Here is a 21,491-nt window from a genome sequence, read left to right as displayed (position 1 = left end):
CCGGGCAGGCGACTCACTTATAACAATAATCAGGGGTACTCCATGCTTAGTGTTGAATCAGCCTACCGGCCAAGGGCTGCCTGGACGATTGCAGTTCTGCTCGCCGTGATGATGTTGGTTAATTTTCTCGACAAGGTAGTTATCGGCCTGGTCGCGGTGCCGATGATGCAGGAACTGGAGCTGTCCCCGACGCAGTTCGGTTTTGTCGCAGGCGCGTTGCACTGGCTGTTTTCGATTTCAGCCGTGGTCGGTGGCTTTGTTGCCAACCGCAAGCCAACGCGTATCTTGCTGCTGGGCATGGGGTTGTTTTGGGCACTGATTCAACTGCCTATGCTGTTTGCCACCTCACTGTGGGCGATCATTGCTTGCCGGGTGTTGCTCGGAATTGGGGAAGGCCCGGCATCACCGGTGGCCACTCATGCGTTGTACAAGTGGTTCCCTGATAACAAACGCAGTCTGCCGGTGGCATTGCTGCATTCAGGCAGCGCCATGGGTTTGCTGGTGGCCGGTCTGCTGATTCCCTGGATCAGTTTGCATTACGGCTGGCGCACTAACTTTGCGGTGCTGGTCCTGGTCGGTCTGATCTGGTGCATCGTCTGGTTTCGGTTTGGTCGCGAAGGACAAATGGACAGGGTCCATGTGAATGCTGCGCAGCCGGATACAGGTCACATACCGTATCGTCGGTTGCTGAGGGATCCGACAGTGTTGGGCAACTACGTCGGCCACTTCGCGGCCAACTGGTCGCTGGCGCTGACCTTGACCTGGGTTCCGGCCTATTTGGAGAAAGGGTTGGGCATGGCCTCGTTGAGCGCGGGAAAGATGTTCGGCGCTTTCGTGCTGGTGACCACGCCCCTGAGTCTGATCATGGCGTGGTGGTCCCAGCGTCTGTTGCGTCGTGGTCTGCCGTCGCGTGTTGCACGTGGCATGTTCGTGTCACTGTGCCTGATCCTGAGCGGGCTGCTGGCTGCCGCACTGGTGTTGCCCGGGCTGTCGGTGGTTGAGCGAATGGCCTGTCTGACGTTCAGTGGTGGCCTGGCGCTTGTGATGTATTCGATCGGCCCGGCGATGCTGGCCGAGGTCGTACCCAGCGGGCAGCGCGGCAGCATGCTGGCCATTGGTAACGCCTGTGGATCACTCGCAGGGCTTGCAGCGCCTGTCGTCACCGGCTTTCTCGTACAGGGTGCGACGGGCATCAACGGCGAGGGTTATGCCCACGGTTTTCTGGTCTGCGGGGCCATTCTGGTCATCGCCGGTTTGAGCGGGCTGTACATGATGAACCCGCAGCGCTCGCGTGCTCAATTACATCATGGGATGCCTGCTGTCGCCGTGCGTGCTTGAGCGGATCAAGCTTCTTCGTGAGGTAATTGCCGTTCGATCAACTCGCCTTTCCAGCGACCCGATTGCACGGTTTCGACGAGGATCGATCGGACCAGATCGCGCATGCAGGAGGCTGCGAAGGACAGGGGTTTGTGGGTCGAGTGGGCGATGGTAATGGTGCGTTGCAGGCATGGCTCGACAATCCTTCGCGCGCATTGCAGTGTCCCTTCCTCGACCGCAGGCCAGTTGCAGATGGTTGCCGCCAGACCGCTGCGCACCAGACTGCTGAGTCCTTGAGCGGTCTGCTGTTCGTAGACCACATTGAGTTCCACTCCGGCCTGCATCGCGGCCTGTTCCGCCCGGCGGCGCAAATGCGAGCTGCTGCGCGGGGCCATCACCAGGGCGCTGGCGGCCGCCTCGACCAAGGTGATGACTTCACTGTGATTGGGCACAGCCAATTGACCCAACCAATAAAGCTCTTCGGTGAACACCGGATCGGCGTGCACGTGCTCCAGCTCCTCGGCGTTGGGCACCACGCCGAAATCAACCTTGCCCAGTTCGATCGCTTCGCCGCCTTCCTGACTCAGGCCATCGCGTACAGTTAATTCGATGCCCGGAAACTTTTCACCGGCACGGGTGATAATCAGCGGCAGTAGCAGCGCCGATGCAGTGACAGGTATGGCAATAGCCACACGCCCCTTTGGATTGCCTTTAGTCGACTCCAACTCATCCTTGACCGAATCGACGGTCTGCACCACCGAGCGTGCGATTTCGAATAGACGTCGACCTGCGTCGGTGAGGTTGATGCCATCGTGCAAACGCTCCAGTAACTGCACCTCCAACTCTTCTTCGAGCAAGCTGATCTGCCGGCTCAGTGCGGGCTGGGCGATGTACGCCTGTCGAGCAGCACCCGAGAAACTGCCTGCTTCGGCAATAGCGATCAGATAACGGAGCTGTTTCAGCGTCATTGACAATTCTCTGGCCATGCCAATGCGTTATGGCATGTATTGAAAGTTGATATTTGTCTAGAAAAAAGCGGCTCCTTAGTATCACCAAACAGAGGAGGTGATACTACTCATTCCTGCGTTTGGATTTTGTAAGTTCAGTCAATGATCACAATGACAACTTGCTGCTGCGCGCGCCGACATGAGCTTTAACTCCACGATGCTGCATTTAAAAAACGCATTTCTATAAGGGCGCGCTGAGTGAAGATTTTCAATTCCAGGTTCAGCCTCAATCGTTACTTTACCGCTGAGGGGCAAACGCCCGATCCGCGGTTCACGTTGGCTAACGAGCGTACCTTTCTTGCCTGGATCCGGACGGCATTGGCGTTGCTGGCCGGTGGTGTTGCCATCGAAGCGTTTGCCTCTTCGGTGCTGACCGAGAGCGGCAAGGTGCTGTTGGTGATCCTGCTGTTGAGCCTGAGTCTGCTGGTCAGTGTTTGGGCATTCTGGCGCTGGGCCGGTGTCGAGCGCGCATTACGCAACGGAGTTGAACTGCCAATTCCATCGTTGATTCCCATTCTTTCGCTAGGCTGCGCTGCAGTGACAGTCGTTGTGTTTTTGCTGTTCTGCGGGCGTGCTTGATGGATGCGGGCCTGCAGGCGGAACGCACTGCGCTTGCCTGGCGTCGAACGCAGCTCGCATTTTTTCTGGTGGCTGCACTGTCGATGCGCGGCCTGTTGCATCACCCGGCGCTGACACTGTTGATTTCTTTACAGGCGATTTTACTTGCCGTGTTCATTGCGCATGGCCAACCGCGTCGCTACGCCAGCCATTTGGCCGCATTGACGTCGGCCGACTTGGTGGCAAGACCTGTAAGCATTTTACTGTTGAGTATTCACGTTTCATTGATAGCACTGACCGCATTGATGGCAGTGCTGTTGTCGTCACTATAAGGAAAAGATATGAAGCCAGAATGGTCCTGCCTCAAAGACGTGAAAATCATTGATGCCAGTCAGTTGTTGCCTGGTCCGCATGCAACTTCGTTACTGCTGCAACTGGGCGCCGATGTGATCAAGGTGGAACGGCGTGGTAGCGGTGACCCGTCCCGTGAGTTGGGCAGTGCAGTATTTGCCCAATTCAATCGTGACAAACGTTCTGTGGCGCTTGATCTGCGTGACAGTGCAGACCGGGAAGCTTTCCTTGAACTGGTTCGTGACTGCGACGCCGTGGTCGAAGGGTTCCGTCCCGGTGTGATGAAAAGCTTTGGGTTGGGTTTTGATGACCTGGTCAAGGTCAATCCGGCGATAGTCATGTGTTCCATTTCCGGCTTCGGTCAAACCGGTCCTTATGCGGACAATGCGGGGCACGACCTGAATTACCTCGCACTGGCCGGCTACTGGGCAGCGCCGACACAGGTCGAGAGCAAGGTGGCTCGACCAGGCGTGCGCGTGTCGGACTATGCCGCTTCCAGTTATGCAGCACTGTCGCTGGTGGTCGCGATCATGAGTGCACGGCAAAATGGTGTCGGTCAGCACCTGGACGTATCGATTCACGACAGCATTCTTTCCTGGACGGCCCCAACTGCGTGGTTGGCCAGGAACTTTGAAAAGAACCCCGTGATGTCGCCCATGGTGATGCCGGAGAACGATATTTTCGAAACTCAGGATGGCCGTTACATCGCGTTAGGCATTCTCGAAAACAAGTTCTGGATAAATTTGTGTGATTGCCTCGGTGAGGTATTTCCCCTGCTCAAGGACGTACGATTTTCAACGAGGATGGGACGTTTGGCTTGCAAGCAAGAGGTCAATCAACTGCTCAAACAGATCTTCCGGACCCGACCCCTTGCTGAGTGGCGCCAGTACCTCGCCGACTTTGATTTGCCATTCTCACCGGTACTCGAAGCCCGTGAGCTATTTTGCGACGTCCACGTACAATCACGCGGCACCCTTCGTGAGTTTGCAGAAGAGGGCGCGGTCGCGGTCCGTTTTCCGGTCAAGTTCTCTCTTGGTTTGCCTGATTCTGAAGGGAGAGTTCCCACGCTTGGGGAATTAACATCAGCGACCGCCAAGTGAAAAATGAATAACGTATGTTGGCAATTTCAATTTGAAACGATGGCTCCGCCCAGAAACAGACATGGGCACAGATTACTTCTGGGGGGAGAATAGTTAATCATCAATGAGCGCTTCTGGCCGATTTCTGCCGGTCATGACTGGCCTGAGTCGATACGAAGCAATCGTTTGGCGATATCTGCGAAACTATGGGCGATTCTATATTGAAGAATCTGATCTATGAAGGCAGCAGGGATCCAGTCGCGGCGTAGTCTGGAAAAAACATCATCCATTCGGTCGGTGGGGGCTCGTAGGTTGAGGACAACTCAGTACTGAGTCGATCGCCCAACAGATTCCAGGCGCGTTTCCTCCCTGAGGATCCGGCCGGCATCATTGGCGGTCAGCGACTCGAGTTCTTTGATGGTAATTTTGGCCATAAAACGGACTCCCCCTACTTTTACCCCCACAAAAACGTCGGCTCTTGATGGACGTTACTGGACTCTCGTAGAGCAAAACGCCGCTGGAGCTTAAGTAAATACTAACTTAGAAAAATCCAGAGTAAAATTTTGGAAGCTTTCAAGAAGTATGAAAAAGGAGATGGGGTGCTATGGGTCGAGTGTTCGAATCACTCCGTCCCGACCATATTATTCAATGACAAAGCCCAACCTCTTGAGGTTGGGCTTTGTCATTTGTGGGTTTCGGTGTTTCAGGTTGCTCGCCTGTATGCGGCCCCCGATTTACTTCAAATCTCCACCCAGGCTCGGCGTGCCGAAGCCTGCCAACGATGCATTGGAATGGCTGAAGTAGCCAGCCCAGAACTCATTCAGCGCGTCCATGGTCTTGCCTGAGCGATAGCTTTGTTTGATGCCATCGGTGATCAGGCCGGCGCCTGTGACGTAGATGCGAGCGCCGGACAGGTCGGCGAACAGGTTGTGGGCTTGGGCTTTTTTCAGCTCGTCGGCAACCACCAGGTTCTTGATCTGATTTTTGGCGTAAAAACTGGTGTAGTCACTGTTTTCCAGCATGTCGCTGATCAGGAACACTACGTGGTCGTGGGTGTTCTCGGCGGTCTTGATGTCGTCGCCGATTTTGCGCAAAGCGTTCATGATTTCGCTTCTCGGGATGTCTTGACGGGCGTCACGCAGGCTTTTCACGAACAGTTTGCCGAAACCGGTTTCGAAGTCTTGCGGCTGACGGGCGAGGCACTGGTCCAGAGAGCGTAGTTTGCGTGCGCTGGCGTCGTCGCGGGCGTCTTCTCCGGCGTTTTTGTCGAGTTTGCCGGCGTAGATCAAACGCAGGTATTCGCCCGGCAGGAACGCCGAGAAGCTGTAAAGCTTGACGTTGTCACCGGGTTGCACGAAGCGGGTGATCTGACCCCAGGCCTGCTTCTGGATGTCTTCCGGAACGGGCACGGTTTCGTCGACCACGACAATGAGTTCACGGCCTGACGAGGCAGGCTTGAGTTCGGACAACTGGGCGGTTTCGTAGCAGCTTTGCAGGTCATTACGCTCGTTGGCCAAGGCGATGCAAGGCATCACCAGGGTCGCGAGCATCAGTGCCTTGAGGGCCTTCATGCGCTGACTCCACCGACCTTGAAAATGCCCAACTGCTTCAGCAACTGCTGTTGTTCGCGAATACTCTTGAGCGTGGCTTCGTCGTGCTTCAGGGCCTTTGCCAGGGTTGGCAATTGCTCATCGGTAACGCTCGTGAGGTCGTGGAAAGTGTTGGCATCGATGTCTGCCAATACCGCCACGGGTGCCGATGCCACAGGTTCGGACACCGCAACAATGGCTGCTTGCAAGGCCGGGACGGGTTGAGCACTGGGGACCACCAGTGCCGCTTCAACCGCTGGCGCTGGCGTCGCGTTGATGCGCTCTTGACCATGTTTCAGCGCTTTCTCCGCGGTACGACGCACCATCACATACGCATTGAAGTCGCGCTTTTGAATGGCCGAGCCTTTCATCGCATTGAGGTGCTCGGCATTGTTGGTCAGACGGGTGGCTAGTTTCTGCTGCAGCATGCTCAACTTATGGTCTGCATGGCCGGAGATTTTGGTGCGCTCGCGTTCCATCCAGCGAACCATTTCGTCCGCGCTGTTGAATTTGTGGGTGTAGTCGTAGGCGCGACGCGAGTGGACACCCGCGAAACCAAAGATGCTCGCGAGCCAGCAGGTGATGCACTGGATGGCGATGTAGATGACAGAAAGGATCAGGTAAGTGGTCAGCGATGCTTCTCGGATCGCCTGCATTTTGTCGTCAATGGTCTTGTTGTCGGCGGAGTTGTTGACCGCTTTGGATTCGTCCGGCAGTTCAAACGGGCTGGCTTTGGTTGAGCCAGTGCTGTGTACGCTTTCGGCGCGCAGCGAATTGACCATCTCGTCCTGAATGCTGTCGAGGGTCTTGGCGCGAACCACGAATGCGGCGACCGACATAATCATGATGATTCCGACAAAGGCACCGATCAACAGGTACTTGGGCGTGACGTCGACTGAGGTGGCGATGCGCGACAGGATGCGATTGTAGTCCTTGTCGTTGCTGTCACTGAAGCTGTCTTCGATGTTGATAGAGTCGATTTGCTTGAGGTGGTTCGAACGCGAATCGGACGCGTCGCCACGCCACCAGGCACGGGCCTTCTTGATCAGGCTGTTGTGATGGATAGCGTGACCGGCCGCCTCGGCAAAACCGCAGGAAATGACGGCCAGCAGAATGGCCACGCCGATTGCCTGATAGCGTTTGTCACTGGCTGACGCGTCGAGGCTCAACCACCCCGACAGCACGTAACCAAAGCCGACCGCTTCGACCACCAACAGGACGGCGGCCAGGATAAACACCCAGGCCGGACGTGGTTTGCGGCCGGCTTCGCCGATCTTTTTCAGATAATCCTGGCACTGGCGAAAGAACTCCGGGCTCTTGTCGACCTGGCCGTACGCTTCGTAGTAGTCGTTGCACAGGTCGTACTCGGAGTTGGTCCATCCATCTGGGCGAATGGTGGGTTCTTTGCTGGCCGAGCGCGATACCGTGCCGATCAGCGGCATACCGTGCCAGATACGCATGGTGAAGTAGCCGATTTTATCCCAGTAAAACTTCAGCAGGCATAGTAGGACGAAGAGGGCGGTGACGCTGATTATTGCCATCTCGTTTGCAGCCATAAAGGCTTTGAATGCAGCCATCGCGGATTCTTGCACGTTCGATTTCTCCGTTTATCTACTACTGAGTGCTGACAGGGGCGTAGGCGACGGTGTAACTCTGCTCGCCGACGGGGTAGAACAGCGCGCCGCGCTCTGCGGTTGCATTGCCCTTGCTGAAAACAACGTCCATGCAGGCCACGGGCGCCTTGGGCTCGCTGATGAATACGCGGTACAGCACTTCTTTCTCGCCTTCGTAGGTGTTGGCGACAGCGTTCATTTTCGGTAGCGGCTTGCGGTTGCCTTCGCCATAACCCTTCACCACTTGAATGAAGGGTTGTTTACCGACTTCGGCGCCCTCGCGAAGGATGGAAACCGGGGAGATGGTGACTAGATTTCCGTTGACGGTATTGGCCCAGACCCGGTTGTTGTAGCCCGGTAGGTAGTCGTGGGTTTTCACGCCATCGAGCGGTTTGTCAGTGGCCAGGCTCATGACTTCGCCGCTTTCTCGCGGCATGTCGTCCTGGCAACTGCCAACGGGAATTTCGCTGGCATTCGCCGTGTTGATAAAGCTGAAGCCCCCGGTTTTCGGGGTGATGTTCTGGCCCAGGTTCCAATGCATGCTGGCGGTTGGCACGCCACCAAAGTCCACTGCTGGTTTCGCGCCGTTACTGTTTTTGGTGCTGGTGTTCTCCACTGGGGTGGCGGGTGCAGGGGTAGGTGAGGCCGAATTTGTCGCCACCGCGGGTGCGGCGGGCTTGGTCACCGGCTTGGCTGTGGACGCGCCGTGGGCCAGGTATTTGGCGTTCGATTGCTCGGCCTTGACGCGCATCACCAACATCTCCTGGGAGGTCAGCTCCGCGATTTCAACCCGACGGTTCTCGGTCCGACCTTCGAAGGTGCTGTTGTCGGCAAGTGGCCGCGAAGCGCCTGCGCCCTGGTAGAAAATCGAGGTCGAAGGAATACCTGCGGCCATCAAGACTTTGCCAACGGTGCGCGCACGGCGTTCTGACAGCTTCTGATTAGTGGCGCTGCTGCCTGTAGCATCGGTATGGCCGACCACCAGTAAACGCCGAGTGTTCGCCGCTTTAGGATCGACATTGGCATAGGCCGCCGCCACTTTGGCGATGCTTCGCTGGCCACTGACGGTGAGCTGGTCGGAGCCGGTGTCAAACATGCCGGAGTCTTCGATTTGCGTCACGATACCGGCATCCACTGGCGCTGCACTGGGGGTGGCCGACGCGGTCTGAAGTTGTTCTGAATGGATCTTCAGGTTTTCCTCTTTGGCGATGCGATCCAGCTCTTGCATCCGGCTTTGCCAGACCGACCCGGCGTAGCAACCTACTGCTGTGCCCGCGGCAGCACCAATGAGTGCGCCTTTCTTGCCATTGACGGCGTAACCCGCTGCGCCTCCGGCAACCAGTCCGGCACCACACAGGATCGCCGTGCCGTAGGTTTTGCCCAGTTGATCGAGTTGGGCAGTAGAGCACCCGGCAGCCAGCAGCAATGCACTGGCAAGCGTCGTGAAGCGAAATGCGTTGGTCATCTCAAGTCCATTTCAATGCTGTTGTACACAACGCTGTTGCACCGAAATGCTGATAAAAAAATCAGCAGCCAGGCAAAACGAAATGCGTTCGGGAAGTCCGTATTGGGGACGAGGTCACGTGGAAACCTCGGTTAAAGGTCTCCAGCGTTTATCAATGGGTGAGTGCCGCAGGGAAGGATATAAATGAACAAGTTTCGGCGAAATTTTTTAATCCGCGTGCAGCATTTGGCGGGCCAGAGGGAAGAGTGGCCGGCGCAAAGAGGGTGATCTTGTTCAAGCGAAGTCCTTTTCCACGGAGTGCAGGATTGAATCCTGATTGATGGCTATATGACACCATCACTTTTTTGATACTAAATGCAACAAGGAGGGATGTCACGAAAAAGTTCGGACTGAACGGCGACTGGATTTTTGGGGGCTGAGGTGAGATTGAGAGGTCTTATCGTTTCAGAAGCTCTGACTTTCATTTGATTTCAATGACTGAGCCCGATTTGGAAAGGTGGGGCTTTTTCATGTCTGAAAATAGTTCTTCAGAAACTCTGCGGCGTAATCACCCAGACCACCACTGGACAGCAATTTACTGCCCATCCTTTCCGGCTTTTGTACTGGTTAGCGACAGCGCTCGCACTTCTCTAGCTTGGCGCTCCAGCAACCGGACGGTGTCCTAATGCAGCCCGAACATTTGAGCCAAGTGCAGCGTGGGAAGGCTTTCACAGGCTTGAGTTACAGCCTCGGCCAAGCGCCGTGTCAGGCGAGTGTAGCGGTCCAGCCAGCTGACCGCCTCCGTTCGTTTGCCACAGTCACGACAGCAAATACGCCTGAGCAAAACGTTGAGAATGTAGTGGTCAGATACGGGAATGGCAGCACAGAGGCTGCCAATAGCGTGGAATCAGCCCTCGATAAAAACCTTCAACGGCGGTTCGTGCATCAGGAAGTTCTGGTGCGAGATGTTCCAGGCATAGGCGCCCGCGAGGGTGAACACTAGCAGGTCACCAATCGCTAGCTGCGCCACCGGTTGTTGTCTGGCAAGAACGTCCTTTGGCGTACACAACTGGCCCACCAGCGTGACGGACTGATCGCTGATCTGTGCCGGCTGAGAACCTCGCAGTACCGTGAACGGATGGTCGTGGCCTTGAGCAGCAGGCGTGCGGAAGTGATGAGTACCGCCGCGTCCGATGGCAAAGAACTCGCCGTGGCTGCTTTTGATGTCCAGCACCTGCATGACGTAGTAGCCACATGCAGCGCTGATGAAGCGGCCGATCTCGAAACGTATGCGGGTCGCGTCCATGTCGTACTCATCGATCAACCCCTTCAGGCCCTGACAAAACCGTGGCCAGTCGAACGACTGCGCCGCGTCCTGATAGTTGATGCCCATTCCTCCGCCGACATTCAATAGCGGCAGTTGCAGGTCGTGGTCGGCGCACAGCTGGCGGAAGGTCAGGAAGTAGCTGCGAATCAGTTCAAGGTGCGCGTCGACATCCAGCTGGTGCGACAGCAGGTGAAAGTGCAGTCCCTTGAGCTCCAGAGACGGCTCTTCGCGCAGCAATTGCAGGGCGCTTGCGAGACCTTCTTCATCCAGACCGAACGGCGTGGGTTTTCCGCCCATGACCAATCGGCTCTGTGGGGTCCGGGCCAGCTTCAGATTCAGCCGCAGCATCACCGGAGCCCGCTCACCGCGTTCGCGGGCGATGCGTGCCAGACTGCGCAGCTCGGTCACGCTCTCCACGTGAAACGCCGAAATCCGATACTGCAGGGCGATGTCCAGTTCACGATCGAGCTTGCCGGGGCCACCAAAGATCAGCGGCTGGTCGGGGCACTGCTCATGCAGCCACGTCAGTTCGCCACCCGAGGCAGCCTCGAAACCGTCCACCCACGGCGCCAGGGTTTTCAGCACCAGGGCTTCCGGATTGGCCTTGGCGGCGTAGAACAATTCGCAGTTTTCGGGCAATACCTCACGCATCGCCTTTACGTGCCGTTCAAGGGCAGGCAGGTCGTAAACATAGGCGCACAAAGGCGCGTCGTGTTCAGTCTTGAGCTGCTCGATGCGTCGGGTGACGGCGACAGGAAGACTCATGCGTGTTTCCTCTGTTCAATAATCGCCAGTGGGCTGGGCAGTAAGGTGTAACCGGCCTCGCGGTCGGCGCGCATCATCAGGCGCGTCATGAAGTTTTCCTTGCTTGGGAAGGGCGCGCCAGCGCACAGCTCACGCAGTTCTGTCGGATGGCCCAGACGCGTGGATTGCGCGAGCAGCAGGTCGCCGATTCGCCCCCACAACTGTTGTTCCAGCGGGCCGCTGCCGTTGGCCAGATGGAAGATCGCTTCGCCGAGATTGTTCACCAGTGCGCAGTAACCCACTCGTTGCCAGGCCTTTTGCGCGCTGTAGTACACCGAGCTGCGGGTGCGTTCATCCAGCGCACTCAGCCGTTCGGCGGGCCAGATTTCAGGGACCAGCTTGGTGCCTTCCAGATCGCGAATCCAGACCTGGCGGGGCAGTCCGTTTTCAGCGAAGCCGATGACCGTGTTCTGCAAATGCGGCTCCAGCGCCACGCCCTGACGGAAAAGGCAATACAGCACGCCGCCGAGCATCTGACCGGCATAGGCATCCAGCCAGTTCAGCGTGGCTTCCTCAATGGTCAAGCCAGTATTGTCGGCGTAGCGCTGTACCTGTGGGCGGCAGACACTGCGACCTTGTTGATCCCAGGTAAACAGCGCCATTGCCACTTGCGGCTGATAGCGCTCGCGGTCGGCGACAGGAAGGTTTTCCCGGTAAACGATACCGAAGCATTCGGTGACTTCGCGAGCCTCCTCCAGCGTACCCAGGGCGCTGAGGTCCAGGCTGGTGGCACTGGGCTCGGGCATCAACATGAAACCCGGTTGTTGCGTCGCCAACTCGCTTATGACGGGGCGGAGCAAACGAGTGAGGGCGACGGCGCTGTCCAGTTCATACCAGGCGTTCTTGCGCACGCAGTTGGTCAGGCGCACGTGCATCGAGAACTTCATGAAATAGGCCATCTGCGGATGGTAGAGCGTGCGCACCGACGACGTCGGGTACATGGCTTGACCCAGGGGGCCGAGGTATTCGATCAAACCCTGTTGTTGCGCACGCTGTACCAGCGGGTCGGCAAGCACGCGGGCGACTTCCCAGGGATGGCACGGATAGGCGTCGTCGCGCCCCGACAGTTGGCGCAGCGTACTGCGCGGATCCTCGCCTTGATGACGAATCAGCGTCGGATCGACCTTGAACCAGTGCAACTGAAAGCGCGCCCCGACTTCCGGCGAGCAGGCCAGCAAATCGTCATGGGAAATACCCTCGCGACTTTTCGGCGTCGGATGCAGGGCGTGGCCCCAAAGCTGGTATTGCTCGGACGCCAGCAGGCTGTCGGCTGCTTCGTTGGCCGGGCGTGAATGACGCAGAAAGGTGCGGGTGATCTGCAGGCTGTTGGCGACCTGTTGCAGCATCTCGCCGACGCGCTCGGCACCACTCAGTGGGGTACAGAGCAGGCGTGCCAGTTCGGGGGCGTTCAACGGTCGCCAGCTCTGGTTGTTGCCTTTGAAATAGGGGGCGCTGATGTAGTGGCAGCGACCCAGAAGGCTGGCGCGGTCGATGCGTACCACCAACCTGCCACTGGGCAGGCGAATGCTGATGCAACGGCTATTGGCCTGACGCAGGCTCATCGGCAGATCCTGTGCTTGATAGTTCAGGTTCACTTCGTTGCGCGGCGATGCGTATTCGCGCAAATAGCAGTTGAGCAGGCACTCGATGGCATGCCGCTGGGCTTCGCCATCAAGGGCATGGTCATGCAGGGATACGGTGTTCTGCGATGCGGTATTCAGAGCGAGCGTCATGCCGGAATCTCCCGGGAAGTCATCATTAGAGGGCGCGCGAGCACCATGGCCGCCATGGCTGCCAGGCACGCAACGAGAAAGGGGGACGCGATGCCGCAGGTCTGACTGACCAGAGCGGCAGTCACACCGGCAGCGGTGCCGGCCCATTTGCCACTGGAGTCAAACCAGCCGAACAGGCGACCGGCGCTGCCTTTGCGGCTGCGCTGGCTCAGGCAGCGGTGCAACCCGACAAAACTGAGCAACATGCCGGCTCCGCTGAGCAGACGCAGAGCGAACAGCGGCTCAGCCTGTACGCTCCAAAACTGCAGCGCGTTACTGATTGCCAGCAGCGCCAGTCCCGGCAATAGCAGGTTGCCCTGATGCTTCTGCACCCAGGGCAGGGCCAGCAGATAAACCAGATGCGGCAGGCTGTAGAGCACGCCGATCAAGGCATCGTTGCCAATGTTCAGTTGCTCGCCGAAGGGCACGAAGTAGGGAAAGGTGACGACCATCGCAAAGCTGAACAAAAACTGCACCGTCATCAATCGCAGCATGTCTTCAGGCAGTTCGCCCAATGCCTCGGCTTTTTTGGTGGCCAAGGCATGTTTGGGGGCGTCCTTGGGCAGCGGCAGGATGAGCACGAAGGCCAGCAGCGGTAACCAGGCCAGATAGCGATACAGGCTTAACCCCAAGCCTTGGGAGGTCAGCAACCCCAACAGAATCGGACCGCTGATCATCGCTAGCCGTGCCGAATACTGCGTCCAGTTCAGGGCGCGGGACAGATCGCCCTCCTTGAACTGCGTCGACAGGTAGGCATTGGACGCCGCCATCGCGCCGCCGAAGGTGCCCTGGATGATCAGCGCCAGAACGAACACCGGCAGATTGGGGCTGAAGCCTGCCAGCAGAAAGCCCGCGAACAGGCCGGCATGGGCGCGCAGCAATGACAGGCGACAGCCGTTGCGATCGGCCCAGCGTCCCCAGATCGGCGCCGCCAGTGCGGTGCAGAGTGTCGGCAGTACGAACAGCACACCGATGGCCCAGCCTGGTGTGTCAGGTGCGAGGTCGGCGAGGATGCGCGGCAGGTACAACGGAATACCCAGCGCCGTGAAGGCCGACAGATAGTGCCCCAGCAAGACACTGGTGATCAGACGCCGTTGCATGGAGCATCCTCCAGCAGGAAGTTCGCTGCGCTGTAGCCATAGAACTTGTTGATGTCGCTGGCACCGGAATGCGCCTTGCTGAACAGGCTGCCGGCGCTGAGCAGGTATTTCACCGGCAGTTTCGGGTTGTCGAGTAGCCATCGGCGCGCGTCGTGACAGTCGATGCCTTCGGCTTCGAGTTGTTGCAAACAGGTCATCAGACGCTGACGCAGTGTGCCGTACAGGCTGGACCGAGGGGCCAGGCCTGCGGTTGCTATCGCTTCCAGGATCGCCACGATGTTCAGCTGCAAGGTGATGGTGCAGAACATCTCGGCCAGCGGTTGGCTGCTGTCGACGCGAATGCGCTCATCCTGCAAGGCTGCCGGCAGATCAGCCAGATCCGGGCAGGCAGTGGCGAAGCGCTGAGGCCAGAGGCGGGCGGCGTCGTTGTCCTTCATCAGCAGGCGCAATGGCTGACCTTGTTCGAACATCAATACGGCGTTCTGCTGGTTGGCCTCCAGCGCGATGCCGTACTGCAGCCACAGTCGCAGATGGACCTGCAGCAGCAGATCGAGATAATCGTCCAGCCAGTGTTGCAACGAACCTGCGTAGAAACGCTCGGCCAGTTGTTCGAGGAACAGGCGCCCATCGGCAAGCGGGCTGGCCAACGCGGCGACAGGTACCAGTGTGATGTTCTCCAGCCCCGTCGGGTAACGGCGCACGATATAGGCCAGATGACGACTCTCGGCGGCATGGCCACCGTGTTTTTCGTCGACGTGCAGATAACGTGACGCCAGTGCCGGATCGCGTTCGGTCAAGGCCAGCAGGGTGGTCTGGAACCAGTGACCGTCGTATAGGGTGCTGGGTTTGATCAGGCGCAAATTACGCGCACCGAGCGTGCTGACCAACAACGGCAGTTTGATGTGCCACAGAGGTTGATTGATGCAGGCCACCGTGCGCACGGACAGCGTAGGCTCGACCTGCATGGCGGTATATGGAGCCTTGAGCGTGCCTTCAGGCAGGCCGTATTGCTCCAGCTCGCCCCAGGTCAGTGGGTGCACTGGCAGTAATGAATGGCTGTTTTGCAAGGTCGGTGACAAGCCGACTTCCTCGAAGTCCGGCCAGTGCGGCGGCTGCGGACTGGTCAGGGTCAGGGCGTTGTTGGGAATCGCCAGCCAGTTAAGTTCGAAGCGCGGCGCAAACTCCGGCGCGTAGCCTTTGAGCGCGGCGGCATCGAAGCCGCTTTTGGCCCGCGCCGTTGGATAGAACGGGTGATCCAGGTAGCTCGCCAGTTGATCGATCTTCAGCAGCCTCCGTGACCAGTCCTTCAGGTCAGTCACGTCGCTCAGCGCGGGCGCATGTTGGTGATACGCCTGATTGCACAGGGTCCGATGTTCGGTCGCGCAATCCGCTTCTTTCAGATACGACGCGAACAGCGTCAGACTTTCTTCGTCCAGACCGTGGCTCAGATGGTCCAGCCAGAGCCGGTAGCCGCGTTGAACCTCGCCGTGGCTGTGCGGCGACACCTTGATCCAGGCGTCGCCCGTACCGATCCAGTCCTGCAACGGATACGCCCTGACCACCGGCAGCCATAGTTCGTCGGCGCCCAGATGGGCGATTCGCAGCCAGCTGGCGTCGGGCTGATGGTGCAAGTGTTGGCCAAGTTCTTCCGGCAACCGACCCAACAGCCCTTTGCTGACGATCCCACGGATGTCCTCGCGCAGGCAGCAATCGATGATGCGTCGGGTAATGAACGCCTGATCCGCGTCCTCCGGGTGCAGGCTCATGCCACCACCCACTTCAGGTCGTTCAGGGTCGAATTCAGTTGCGCTTCGAGGCTCGCGTCATCCGGCGCGATCAGCCGCAGTACGCCGACGTAATCCTTGTTGGAATGGCTGATGGTCAGGGTGTCACCGGTATTGTGCAGTGCACGGTAATCGCACCAATGGCCCTCACGTTCGACGCTGAAGCTGGCGCTGGCCTGATCCAGACGCCCGGAGCGGTCGGCCACAAGGTAATGAACGGTGGCTACGGCATGCGCCGGTTGCGCGTCGATCAGGTTGTCTCCCAAATGCAAAGCGACGATGCGGTCAAACCAACCCTGCGGCAGCAGCCGATCAAGCAGGAACTCGCGACCATCGCCGATACTGCGATAGTTGATCTCAACCAGTACCGGGCCTTCAGCGGTCAGAATGAATTCGCTGTGGCAGACACCGAAATTGACCCCAAAGGCGGCTACTTGAGCCAGCGCGGCGGCACGCTGGGCGCGGCTGAGCTGTCCATTCCAGCGCGCGGCGATTTCTACGAAATGCGGCGGCGGTGAAAGGGTGACGTCGAAGCCTCCGATGGCTTGCAGGTTGCGTCCGTCGCCCAGGGTTTCGAGGGTGAACAACGGACCTTCCATGTACGCCTCCAGCAACAGCGCCCGATCCGGTTGCTGCTGCCAGAACTGCTCGCAGTAAGCGGTCAAATCGGCGGCGTTGTGGCACAGTCTGACGTCCAGGCTGGCGACGCCTTCACGAGGCTTGGCGACCACTGGCCACGGCGCATCGGTCGGCAGTTTGGCGTTCGATGTGAGCACCTGGAACCATGGCCCGGGCAGACCTAGACGTTGCATGCGCTCGCGCATGGCCGCCTTGTTCTTCGCCGCATAGCACAGCCGCCAGTCCTTGCCAGGGCATTCGAAGGCCTCGGCCACCATCGCTGTCGCGGTCTGCAGGTGATCGCTGTTGGAGAACACGGCGACGGGGCGCAAGCCCTGACCGTTGAGTGTCTCGATGACCGCTAGCGGATTGAACACATCACATTCGATGACCTGCAACTGTTCCGGCGAAATGTTCGAGGTGGCGAGCAAACGCCGGTGTTCCTGAGCGTGGTCGGTGATGACCATGATCGGCAATCCGCGTTTGTGCGCGGCAGGCAGGAAGCCCTCGAGAATGGCAGGGTGGGCGACATGAGCAAGGATGATGAATGGACGTTGCATGGCAGCCCCCTGGGGGCAGCAGTTGCCCGTCCCGGAGGATCGGGCAACTGGTTTACAGGGGCGCAAGTGCGCGGTTTAGAAGCGGTAGTTGAGGCCTAGGGTGAGCGAGCGCTGGGGCGCGGGTTGACGACCCCATGGACTGGTGTCGATACCGCGGAAGTAGTACTCGCGGTTGAACAGGTTGCTGATGCCCGCAGACGCGGTCAGGACGCTCTTGTCTGCCAGCTTGAACTCACGCTCGAGGGCGGTGTTCCAGAGCCAGTAAGCAGGCAGTTTGCCCACGCTGGCAGTGGCGTCTTCATCGCCGGAGTTGGCGGCATCGGTGTACGCGCTACTGACGTACAAGCCGTCGAGGTTGTAGGTCCAGTGCTCGGCGAAACGGTAACGACCGTCAACCGTGAACTGATTGCGCGAAGCGAAAGGCACCTCGTTGTCCTTGAACGTGCCGTTGCGTTGCTTGGCATCGAGGTAGGCGTAGCTGGCGTGCAGGTCCAGATCACGCATGGCTTCAGGCGTCCAGAAAATCTCGGTCTCGAAACCCTGATGACGCGTGCTGCCGAGGTTGTCGAAACGGTCGGTCGTAGCGTTGTAGACGATCTGGTCGTCGAAATCGATGCGGTACAGATCGAAGTCGACGCGCAGGCCGTCCCACGGGGTATAGCGCACACCGGTCTCGTAGTTCCACGCCAGTTCGGCGCCTACATCGCCTTCCTTGACGATCTGCGTGACTTGCGGTGGACGCAGGGACTTCTGGGCGTCGGCGTAGACGAACCAGGTGTCGGTCGCTTGATAACCTACGGTCAGGCCCGGCAGCCATTCTTCGGATTTGTTCTCGCGCGAGAACCCGGTGATGCCGTCACTGTAATCCATGTGGGCGTTTTCGTAGCGCACGCCGGGGGTGATGGTCAGGCGATGATCGAGCAGGCTGATGGCGTTGCTGAGGTAGAACGCGCGGGCGTCATCGTCGAACTTCCAGTCCCGGAACGGCGCCGTCTTGCCGGTAGCGAGGCTCTGGCGGTTGACCTTGTAGTCGATGTCTTCGCTGACATAACGGGCGCCCAGCAACCAGGTCTGGCCGACAGTGTCGCCATCGATGGTGGCGCTGATGCGCGGCTCCGTGCCCCAGACTTTAAAGTCGCGAGGGCCGTCCTGTTTGGTCACCGCCGTACCGTCCGGGGTGAACGGCAGGCCGACCACGAAGTTGCGGTAGCTGTCATGGGCGAAGTTGGTCCAGCTGAACTCTACTGAGTCGAACGGCCCCATGGCGCCCAGGCGCTGGGTGTAGGTGCCCCAGACGCGATTGGTGTCGCCCTCGAAGCGGTCCAGCGGACGCGTCGATTGCCGCGGATCATCCTTGTAATCCCGCACGCTGAGCGCTCCGGCCAGGTCCATGTCGGCCTTGTAGCGCTGGATACCGAAGCTCAGGTCGCGATCGTCATCGATGTTCCACTGGCCGCGCAGACGGTAGTTCTGCACATCGGTGTCGGAGTGCTCGCGACCGTATTCGCCACCCAGGGTATTGAGGTCCAGTTGCAGGCCGAAGTTGTCGGTCAGGTAGCCGCCGGTGCCCACATAGTTGTCCCACAACTGGCGCCCGCCAGCGTTGAATGTCAACTTCTCCTGCAGCGTGGTTTCCCACTCGCGCGGAATCGGCTTGCTGATGAAGTTAATCACCCCGCCCACGTTGTTCGGACCGTATTGCACCGCCGCGCCCCCCCGCACGACATCAATACGGTCGACCGTGGCCATGGTCACTGGAAACAGCGACAGACCTGTCTGGCCGTACGGCGCCAGTGCTAGTGGAATGCCATCCGACAACGCTTGAACCCGGCCGCTACGACTCTCGTACAGCCCGCGCACCGAAATCTGTGGCAAGGCGCCGGTGCCGGTTTCGTCAAAGATCTTGATGCCCGGTACCCGTTGCAGCGCGTCGTCCACACCGCGGACGCTGGCTTTGCTCAGTTCGCTGGAGTCCACAACGCTGCGACTGCCGGCATAGGTCCGCACCTCCTGATCGCTGGCCGTCCCGAGAACGTCACCCTGAATCACCATGGGTGCCAGTTCCATGTCACTGGCAGGTCCGGTGGACAAATCGGCGGGTTGATCGGCAGCCATGGCACCGTGGCAGATGCCCAGTGTGATAAGGCTGAGTGAAAAGTGCAGGGATTTTGTTGTTTTCATCTGGGCTACGTAGGCTCATTTTTTACTGTTGGAGAGAATGCAGGTGGGCTTTCAATGCGTTATGCAGCAAGCCCCGATCTTCACCGGCCAGAAAGCTTCTGATACCGCGAGCGCGCCACAGCGCGTTCTGTTCAGCCGTGCGGGGGTTTGCGCAGAAAGGTATTCCGGCAGTGAGGCAGGCATCGGCCATGTATTGCAGCGATTGCCAGACTTGAGCATTGAGCGGGTCGGGTCCCAGACCGAGATCGAGCGACAGATCCAGTGCGCCTTCCATGATCATGCCGACCCCCGGTAGTTGCAGGATCTCGCTGAGAGCGTCGACCCCGGCGGCGCTTTCGATCATGGGAACAATGGGGGTCTGACGATTGGCCAGATCGATGTATTCGGGTAATGGCAGGCGACCGAATCCGGTAATACGTCCGCCGGTTATTCCGCGTTTTCCCATGGGTGGAAAGAAGGCCGCTTCAATGGCGCGCTGAACTTGCGCAGCGCTTTCGGTGCGTGAAAGGACAATGGCTTCGATGCCAGCATCCAGTACCCGACCGATCAGTTTTTCGTCCACTTGCGGTATGCGCAGCCAAGGCGAAATGCCAGCGGCCTCACAAGCGCGAACACAATGCATGATGTCTTCCTCGGAGCGCAGTAAGTGCTCAAGATCGAGAATCACGAAGTCGTAGCCCGCAAACGCGAGCATTTCGCAGAGCATCGGTGAAGGTAGGGAGTTGAGCAGGCCGTAGACGTTTTTCCCTTCTTGTAACCGGGAAAACACCGGAGAGGTTCGTATCACTAACGCAAGTCCTTTGGGTTGAGTACTCAGTAATAATAATCATTCCCAAATATAAGTAAACATTATTTAGTTTTAGGTTCGTGATTGGCCTCATAAAAAACCCCTCGCTTGGGGGGTGTAATGCTGTTCATTTAGGTGCCACAAAATGATCAAGCTATAGCGGACGGGTTCTCCACCAACCCATACCGGGATAGACAGCCAGTAAATCCCGCGCACAAGCGCGATTGGGTGCTACGCAATACCGACGTCTCTGAGGTCTTGGGCGTTGGACGCCAGATAAAGCTTTACCTGGAGCCGGATGAGACAGATCCGCCGACGCAGGTGATTTGCTGCAGCCGCATGTTCGGTATGGAGAGCATGCCGGGGGGAAGGAGGTAATGTTCGGGCTGGGCTGGCGCGTACTTTTGCAGAAGCATCTAGAGTTGATTTCAGATGGATTGGAGGATCAGCTTTCAGTCAATCGAGGGAGTTACGTGATCATGATCCACACTCGGCGTACACCTACGCCATAGGCGGCAACATGCAGGCGGCGCGCACGTCCGGTATTAACGTCAAGCGCCATCTGATAATCGTCTACAGCATCGCCGGGTTGCTGGCGGGACTGGCGAGCGGAGTGGGGCGCATCACCCGCACGGTCATCGGCGCACTGCTCCTTGGGGTGATGGCCAGCGGGTTCACGTTCGTCGGGGTCGATGCCTACCTCCAGGACATCATCAAGGTCTTGATCATCGTGGTCGCGGTGGTCATCGACCAATACCGCAACAAGCGCAAACTCAAGCGCTGAAATTGACTGCAAACAGCGAGGGCCTGTTCTGGCTCTCGCTTCGCAATACGTGAATCAGACCACGGCACCAAACAAGTGCCCGACCAATGCGGTAATCCCCATGGCCAGAGCGCCCCAGAATGTCACTCGCCAGGCGCCGGTGATGACCTTGGCCCCGCCGGCCCTGGCGGCGATGGCGCCCAGTGTCCCGAGAAACACCAATGACATGCCTGAAATCCAGGGCACGACGCTGTGCTCCGGTGCGACAAACGTCACTGCCAGAGGCAATACGGCGCCCCCCACAAAACTGGCGGCGGAGGCCAGGGCGGCCTGCAAGGGTTTGGCGGTGAGGGTTTCGCTGATGCCCAGTTCGTCCCGGGCGTGAGAGCCCAGCGCGTCATGGGCCATCAATTGATCGGCCACCTGATGGGCCAGTTCGGGAGTTACGCCACGATGCATGTAGATGGTGGCGAGTTCGAGGCGTTCGGCTTTCGGGTGGCTTGCCAGTTCTGCACGTTCGCGGGACAGGTCTGCCTGCTCGGTATCGGCTTGGGAGTGTACGGAGATGTATTCGCCGGCGGCCATGGACATGGCACCGGCCATCAGCCCCGCCATTGCGGTGACCAGGAGGGTCGTGTGGCTGGCGTTGGCTGCGGCGACGCCGATGATCAGGCTGGCGGTGGAGACGATCCCGTCATTGGCCCCCAGGACGGCGGCGCGGAGCCAGCCGATACGATCGCTTCGGTGGGACTCGGTGTGCCTGTGCATGAATTTCATTGTTTAACGGGACTCACTGTCATTAGGCGGTTCAACGTTTCACATTGCCTGGCAATCGGC

Annotated in this window: 16 protein-coding genes and 3 pseudogenes; 6 read left to right on the top strand and 13 right to left on the bottom strand. The window is 58.6% G+C overall.

Annotated features, from left to right (window positions below):
- Positions 1 to 42: 42 nt before the first annotated feature.
- Positions 43 to 1,338, top strand: coding sequence for an MFS transporter (locus JFU37_RS03270; RefSeq protein ID WP_201112850.1), 1,296 nt, complete (start codon positions 43 to 45; stop codon positions 1,336 to 1,338).
- Between the two features lie 5 nt (positions 1,339 to 1,343).
- Here JFU37_RS03270 and JFU37_RS03265 read toward each other — a convergent pair whose 3' ends face one another.
- Complete coding sequence (locus tag JFU37_RS03265; RefSeq protein WP_201112848.1) at positions 1,344 to 2,285, bottom strand: LysR family transcriptional regulator; 942 nt, start codon at positions 2,283 to 2,285, stop codon at positions 1,344 to 1,346.
- 237 nt (positions 2,286 to 2,522) lie between these two features.
- On the opposite strand from JFU37_RS03265, the gene JFU37_RS03260 reads away from it, so the two are divergent.
- The 3 genes from JFU37_RS03260 to JFU37_RS03250 are packed head-to-tail and all read left to right on the top strand — an operon-like array spanning position 2,523 to position 4,333.
- Entirely contained in the window at positions 2,523 to 2,903 is a 381-nt protein-coding gene (locus JFU37_RS03260; protein WP_342214907.1) for a YidH family protein, read from the top strand.
- Positions 2,903 to 3,214: a DUF202 domain-containing protein gene (locus JFU37_RS03255; protein WP_201112847.1), complete on the top strand. Its 312-nt coding sequence runs from the start codon at positions 2,903 to 2,905 to the stop codon at positions 3,212 to 3,214. Before JFU37_RS03260 ends, JFU37_RS03255 begins: the two co-directional genes overlap by 1 nt.
- A gap of 9 nt (positions 3,215 to 3,223) precedes the next feature.
- A complete protein-coding gene (locus JFU37_RS03250) occupies positions 3,224 to 4,333 on the top strand; it encodes a CaiB/BaiF CoA transferase family protein (protein ID WP_201112845.1) in 1,110 nt (369 codons plus the stop codon).
- Between the two features lie 713 nt (positions 4,334 to 5,046).
- On the opposite strand, the gene JFU37_RS03245 is transcribed toward JFU37_RS03250, so the two are convergent.
- The 11 genes and pseudogenes from JFU37_RS03245 to JFU37_RS03200 all read right to left on the bottom strand — a co-directional run bounded on the left by JFU37_RS03245 (position 5,047) and on the right by JFU37_RS03200 (position 19,891).
- Positions 5,047 to 5,883, bottom strand: coding sequence for a hypothetical protein (locus JFU37_RS03245; RefSeq protein ID WP_201112843.1), 837 nt, complete (start codon positions 5,881 to 5,883; stop codon positions 5,047 to 5,049).
- Entirely contained in the window at positions 5,880 to 7,478 is a 1,599-nt protein-coding gene (locus tag JFU37_RS03240; protein WP_201112841.1) for a hypothetical protein, read from the bottom strand. The genes JFU37_RS03245 and JFU37_RS03240 overlap by 4 nt, the downstream gene beginning before the upstream one ends.
- 37 nt (positions 7,479 to 7,515) lie before the next feature.
- Positions 7,516 to 8,979, bottom strand: a complete 1,464-nt coding sequence (locus JFU37_RS03235) for an OmpA family protein (protein ID WP_201112839.1) — start codon at positions 8,977 to 8,979, stop codon at positions 7,516 to 7,518.
- 664 nt (positions 8,980 to 9,643) lie between these two features.
- A pseudogene (locus tag JFU37_RS31205) lies at positions 9,644 to 9,811 on the bottom strand (ISL3 family transposase); the annotation flags it as partial.
- A 54-nt stretch (positions 9,812 to 9,865) separates the two neighbouring features.
- Positions 9,866 to 11,050 (bottom strand): type III PLP-dependent enzyme, encoded by a 1,185-nt coding sequence (locus tag JFU37_RS03230; protein WP_201112837.1) that lies wholly within the window; start codon positions 11,048 to 11,050, stop codon positions 9,866 to 9,868.
- On the bottom strand, positions 11,047 to 12,822 hold the full coding sequence (locus JFU37_RS03225) for an IucA/IucC family protein (RefSeq protein ID WP_201112835.1): 1,776 nt from the start codon (positions 12,820 to 12,822) through the stop codon (positions 11,047 to 11,049). Before JFU37_RS03225 ends, JFU37_RS03230 begins: the two co-directional genes overlap by 4 nt.
- Positions 12,819 to 13,961: an MFS transporter gene (locus JFU37_RS03220; protein ID WP_201112832.1), complete on the bottom strand. Its 1,143-nt coding sequence runs from the start codon at positions 13,959 to 13,961 to the stop codon at positions 12,819 to 12,821. The genes JFU37_RS03225 and JFU37_RS03220 overlap by 4 nt, the downstream gene beginning before the upstream one ends.
- Positions 13,946 to 15,727 carry an IucA/IucC family protein gene (locus JFU37_RS03215; RefSeq protein WP_201112830.1) on the bottom strand — a complete coding sequence of 594 codons (1,782 nt, stop codon included), beginning with the start codon at positions 15,725 to 15,727 and terminating at the stop codon, positions 13,946 to 13,948. The genes JFU37_RS03220 and JFU37_RS03215 overlap by 16 nt, the downstream gene beginning before the upstream one ends.
- Positions 15,724 to 16,923: an ATP-grasp domain-containing protein gene (locus JFU37_RS03210; protein WP_201112829.1), complete on the bottom strand. Its 1,200-nt coding sequence runs from the start codon at positions 16,921 to 16,923 to the stop codon at positions 15,724 to 15,726. The genes JFU37_RS03215 and JFU37_RS03210 overlap by 4 nt, the downstream gene beginning before the upstream one ends.
- Before the next feature lie 75 nt (positions 16,924 to 16,998).
- The gene (locus JFU37_RS03205) at positions 16,999 to 19,104 is read right to left on the bottom strand and encodes a TonB-dependent receptor family protein (protein ID WP_201112827.1); all 2,106 of its coding nucleotides are present in this window, start codon (positions 19,102 to 19,104) and stop codon (positions 16,999 to 17,001) included.
- A gap of 22 nt (positions 19,105 to 19,126) precedes the next feature.
- Complete coding sequence (locus JFU37_RS03200) at positions 19,127 to 19,891, bottom strand: aldolase/citrate lyase family protein (RefSeq protein WP_201112825.1); 765 nt, start codon at positions 19,889 to 19,891, stop codon at positions 19,127 to 19,129.
- 216 nt (positions 19,892 to 20,107) lie between these two features.
- Between JFU37_RS03200 and JFU37_RS30560 the strand changes: the two are divergent.
- Together JFU37_RS30560 and JFU37_RS03195 are read left to right on the top strand one after the other, a co-directional pair.
- Positions 20,108 to 20,239 (top strand): annotated as a pseudogene (locus JFU37_RS30560) (DNA polymerase V subunit UmuC); the annotation flags it as partial.
- A gap of 139 nt (positions 20,240 to 20,378) precedes the next feature.
- Positions 20,379 to 20,675: pseudogene (locus JFU37_RS03195) on the top strand (ABC transporter permease subunit); the annotation flags it as partial.
- A gap of 54 nt (positions 20,676 to 20,729) precedes the next feature.
- On the opposite strand, the gene JFU37_RS03190 reads toward JFU37_RS03195, so the two are convergent.
- Positions 20,730 to 21,431 (bottom strand): VIT1/CCC1 transporter family protein, encoded by a 702-nt coding sequence (locus tag JFU37_RS03190; protein ID WP_201112823.1) that lies wholly within the window; start codon positions 21,429 to 21,431, stop codon positions 20,730 to 20,732.
- Positions 21,432 to 21,491: the final 60 nt, after the last annotated feature.

Origin of the sequence: Pseudomonas sp. TH41, from assembly GCF_016650695.1 — a bacterium.
Lineage (GTDB): Bacteria > Pseudomonadota > Gammaproteobacteria > Pseudomonadales > Pseudomonadaceae > Aquipseudomonas.
Note: the sequence above shows the minus strand (reverse complement) of the source record. Positions and strands in the feature narration are given on the sequence as shown.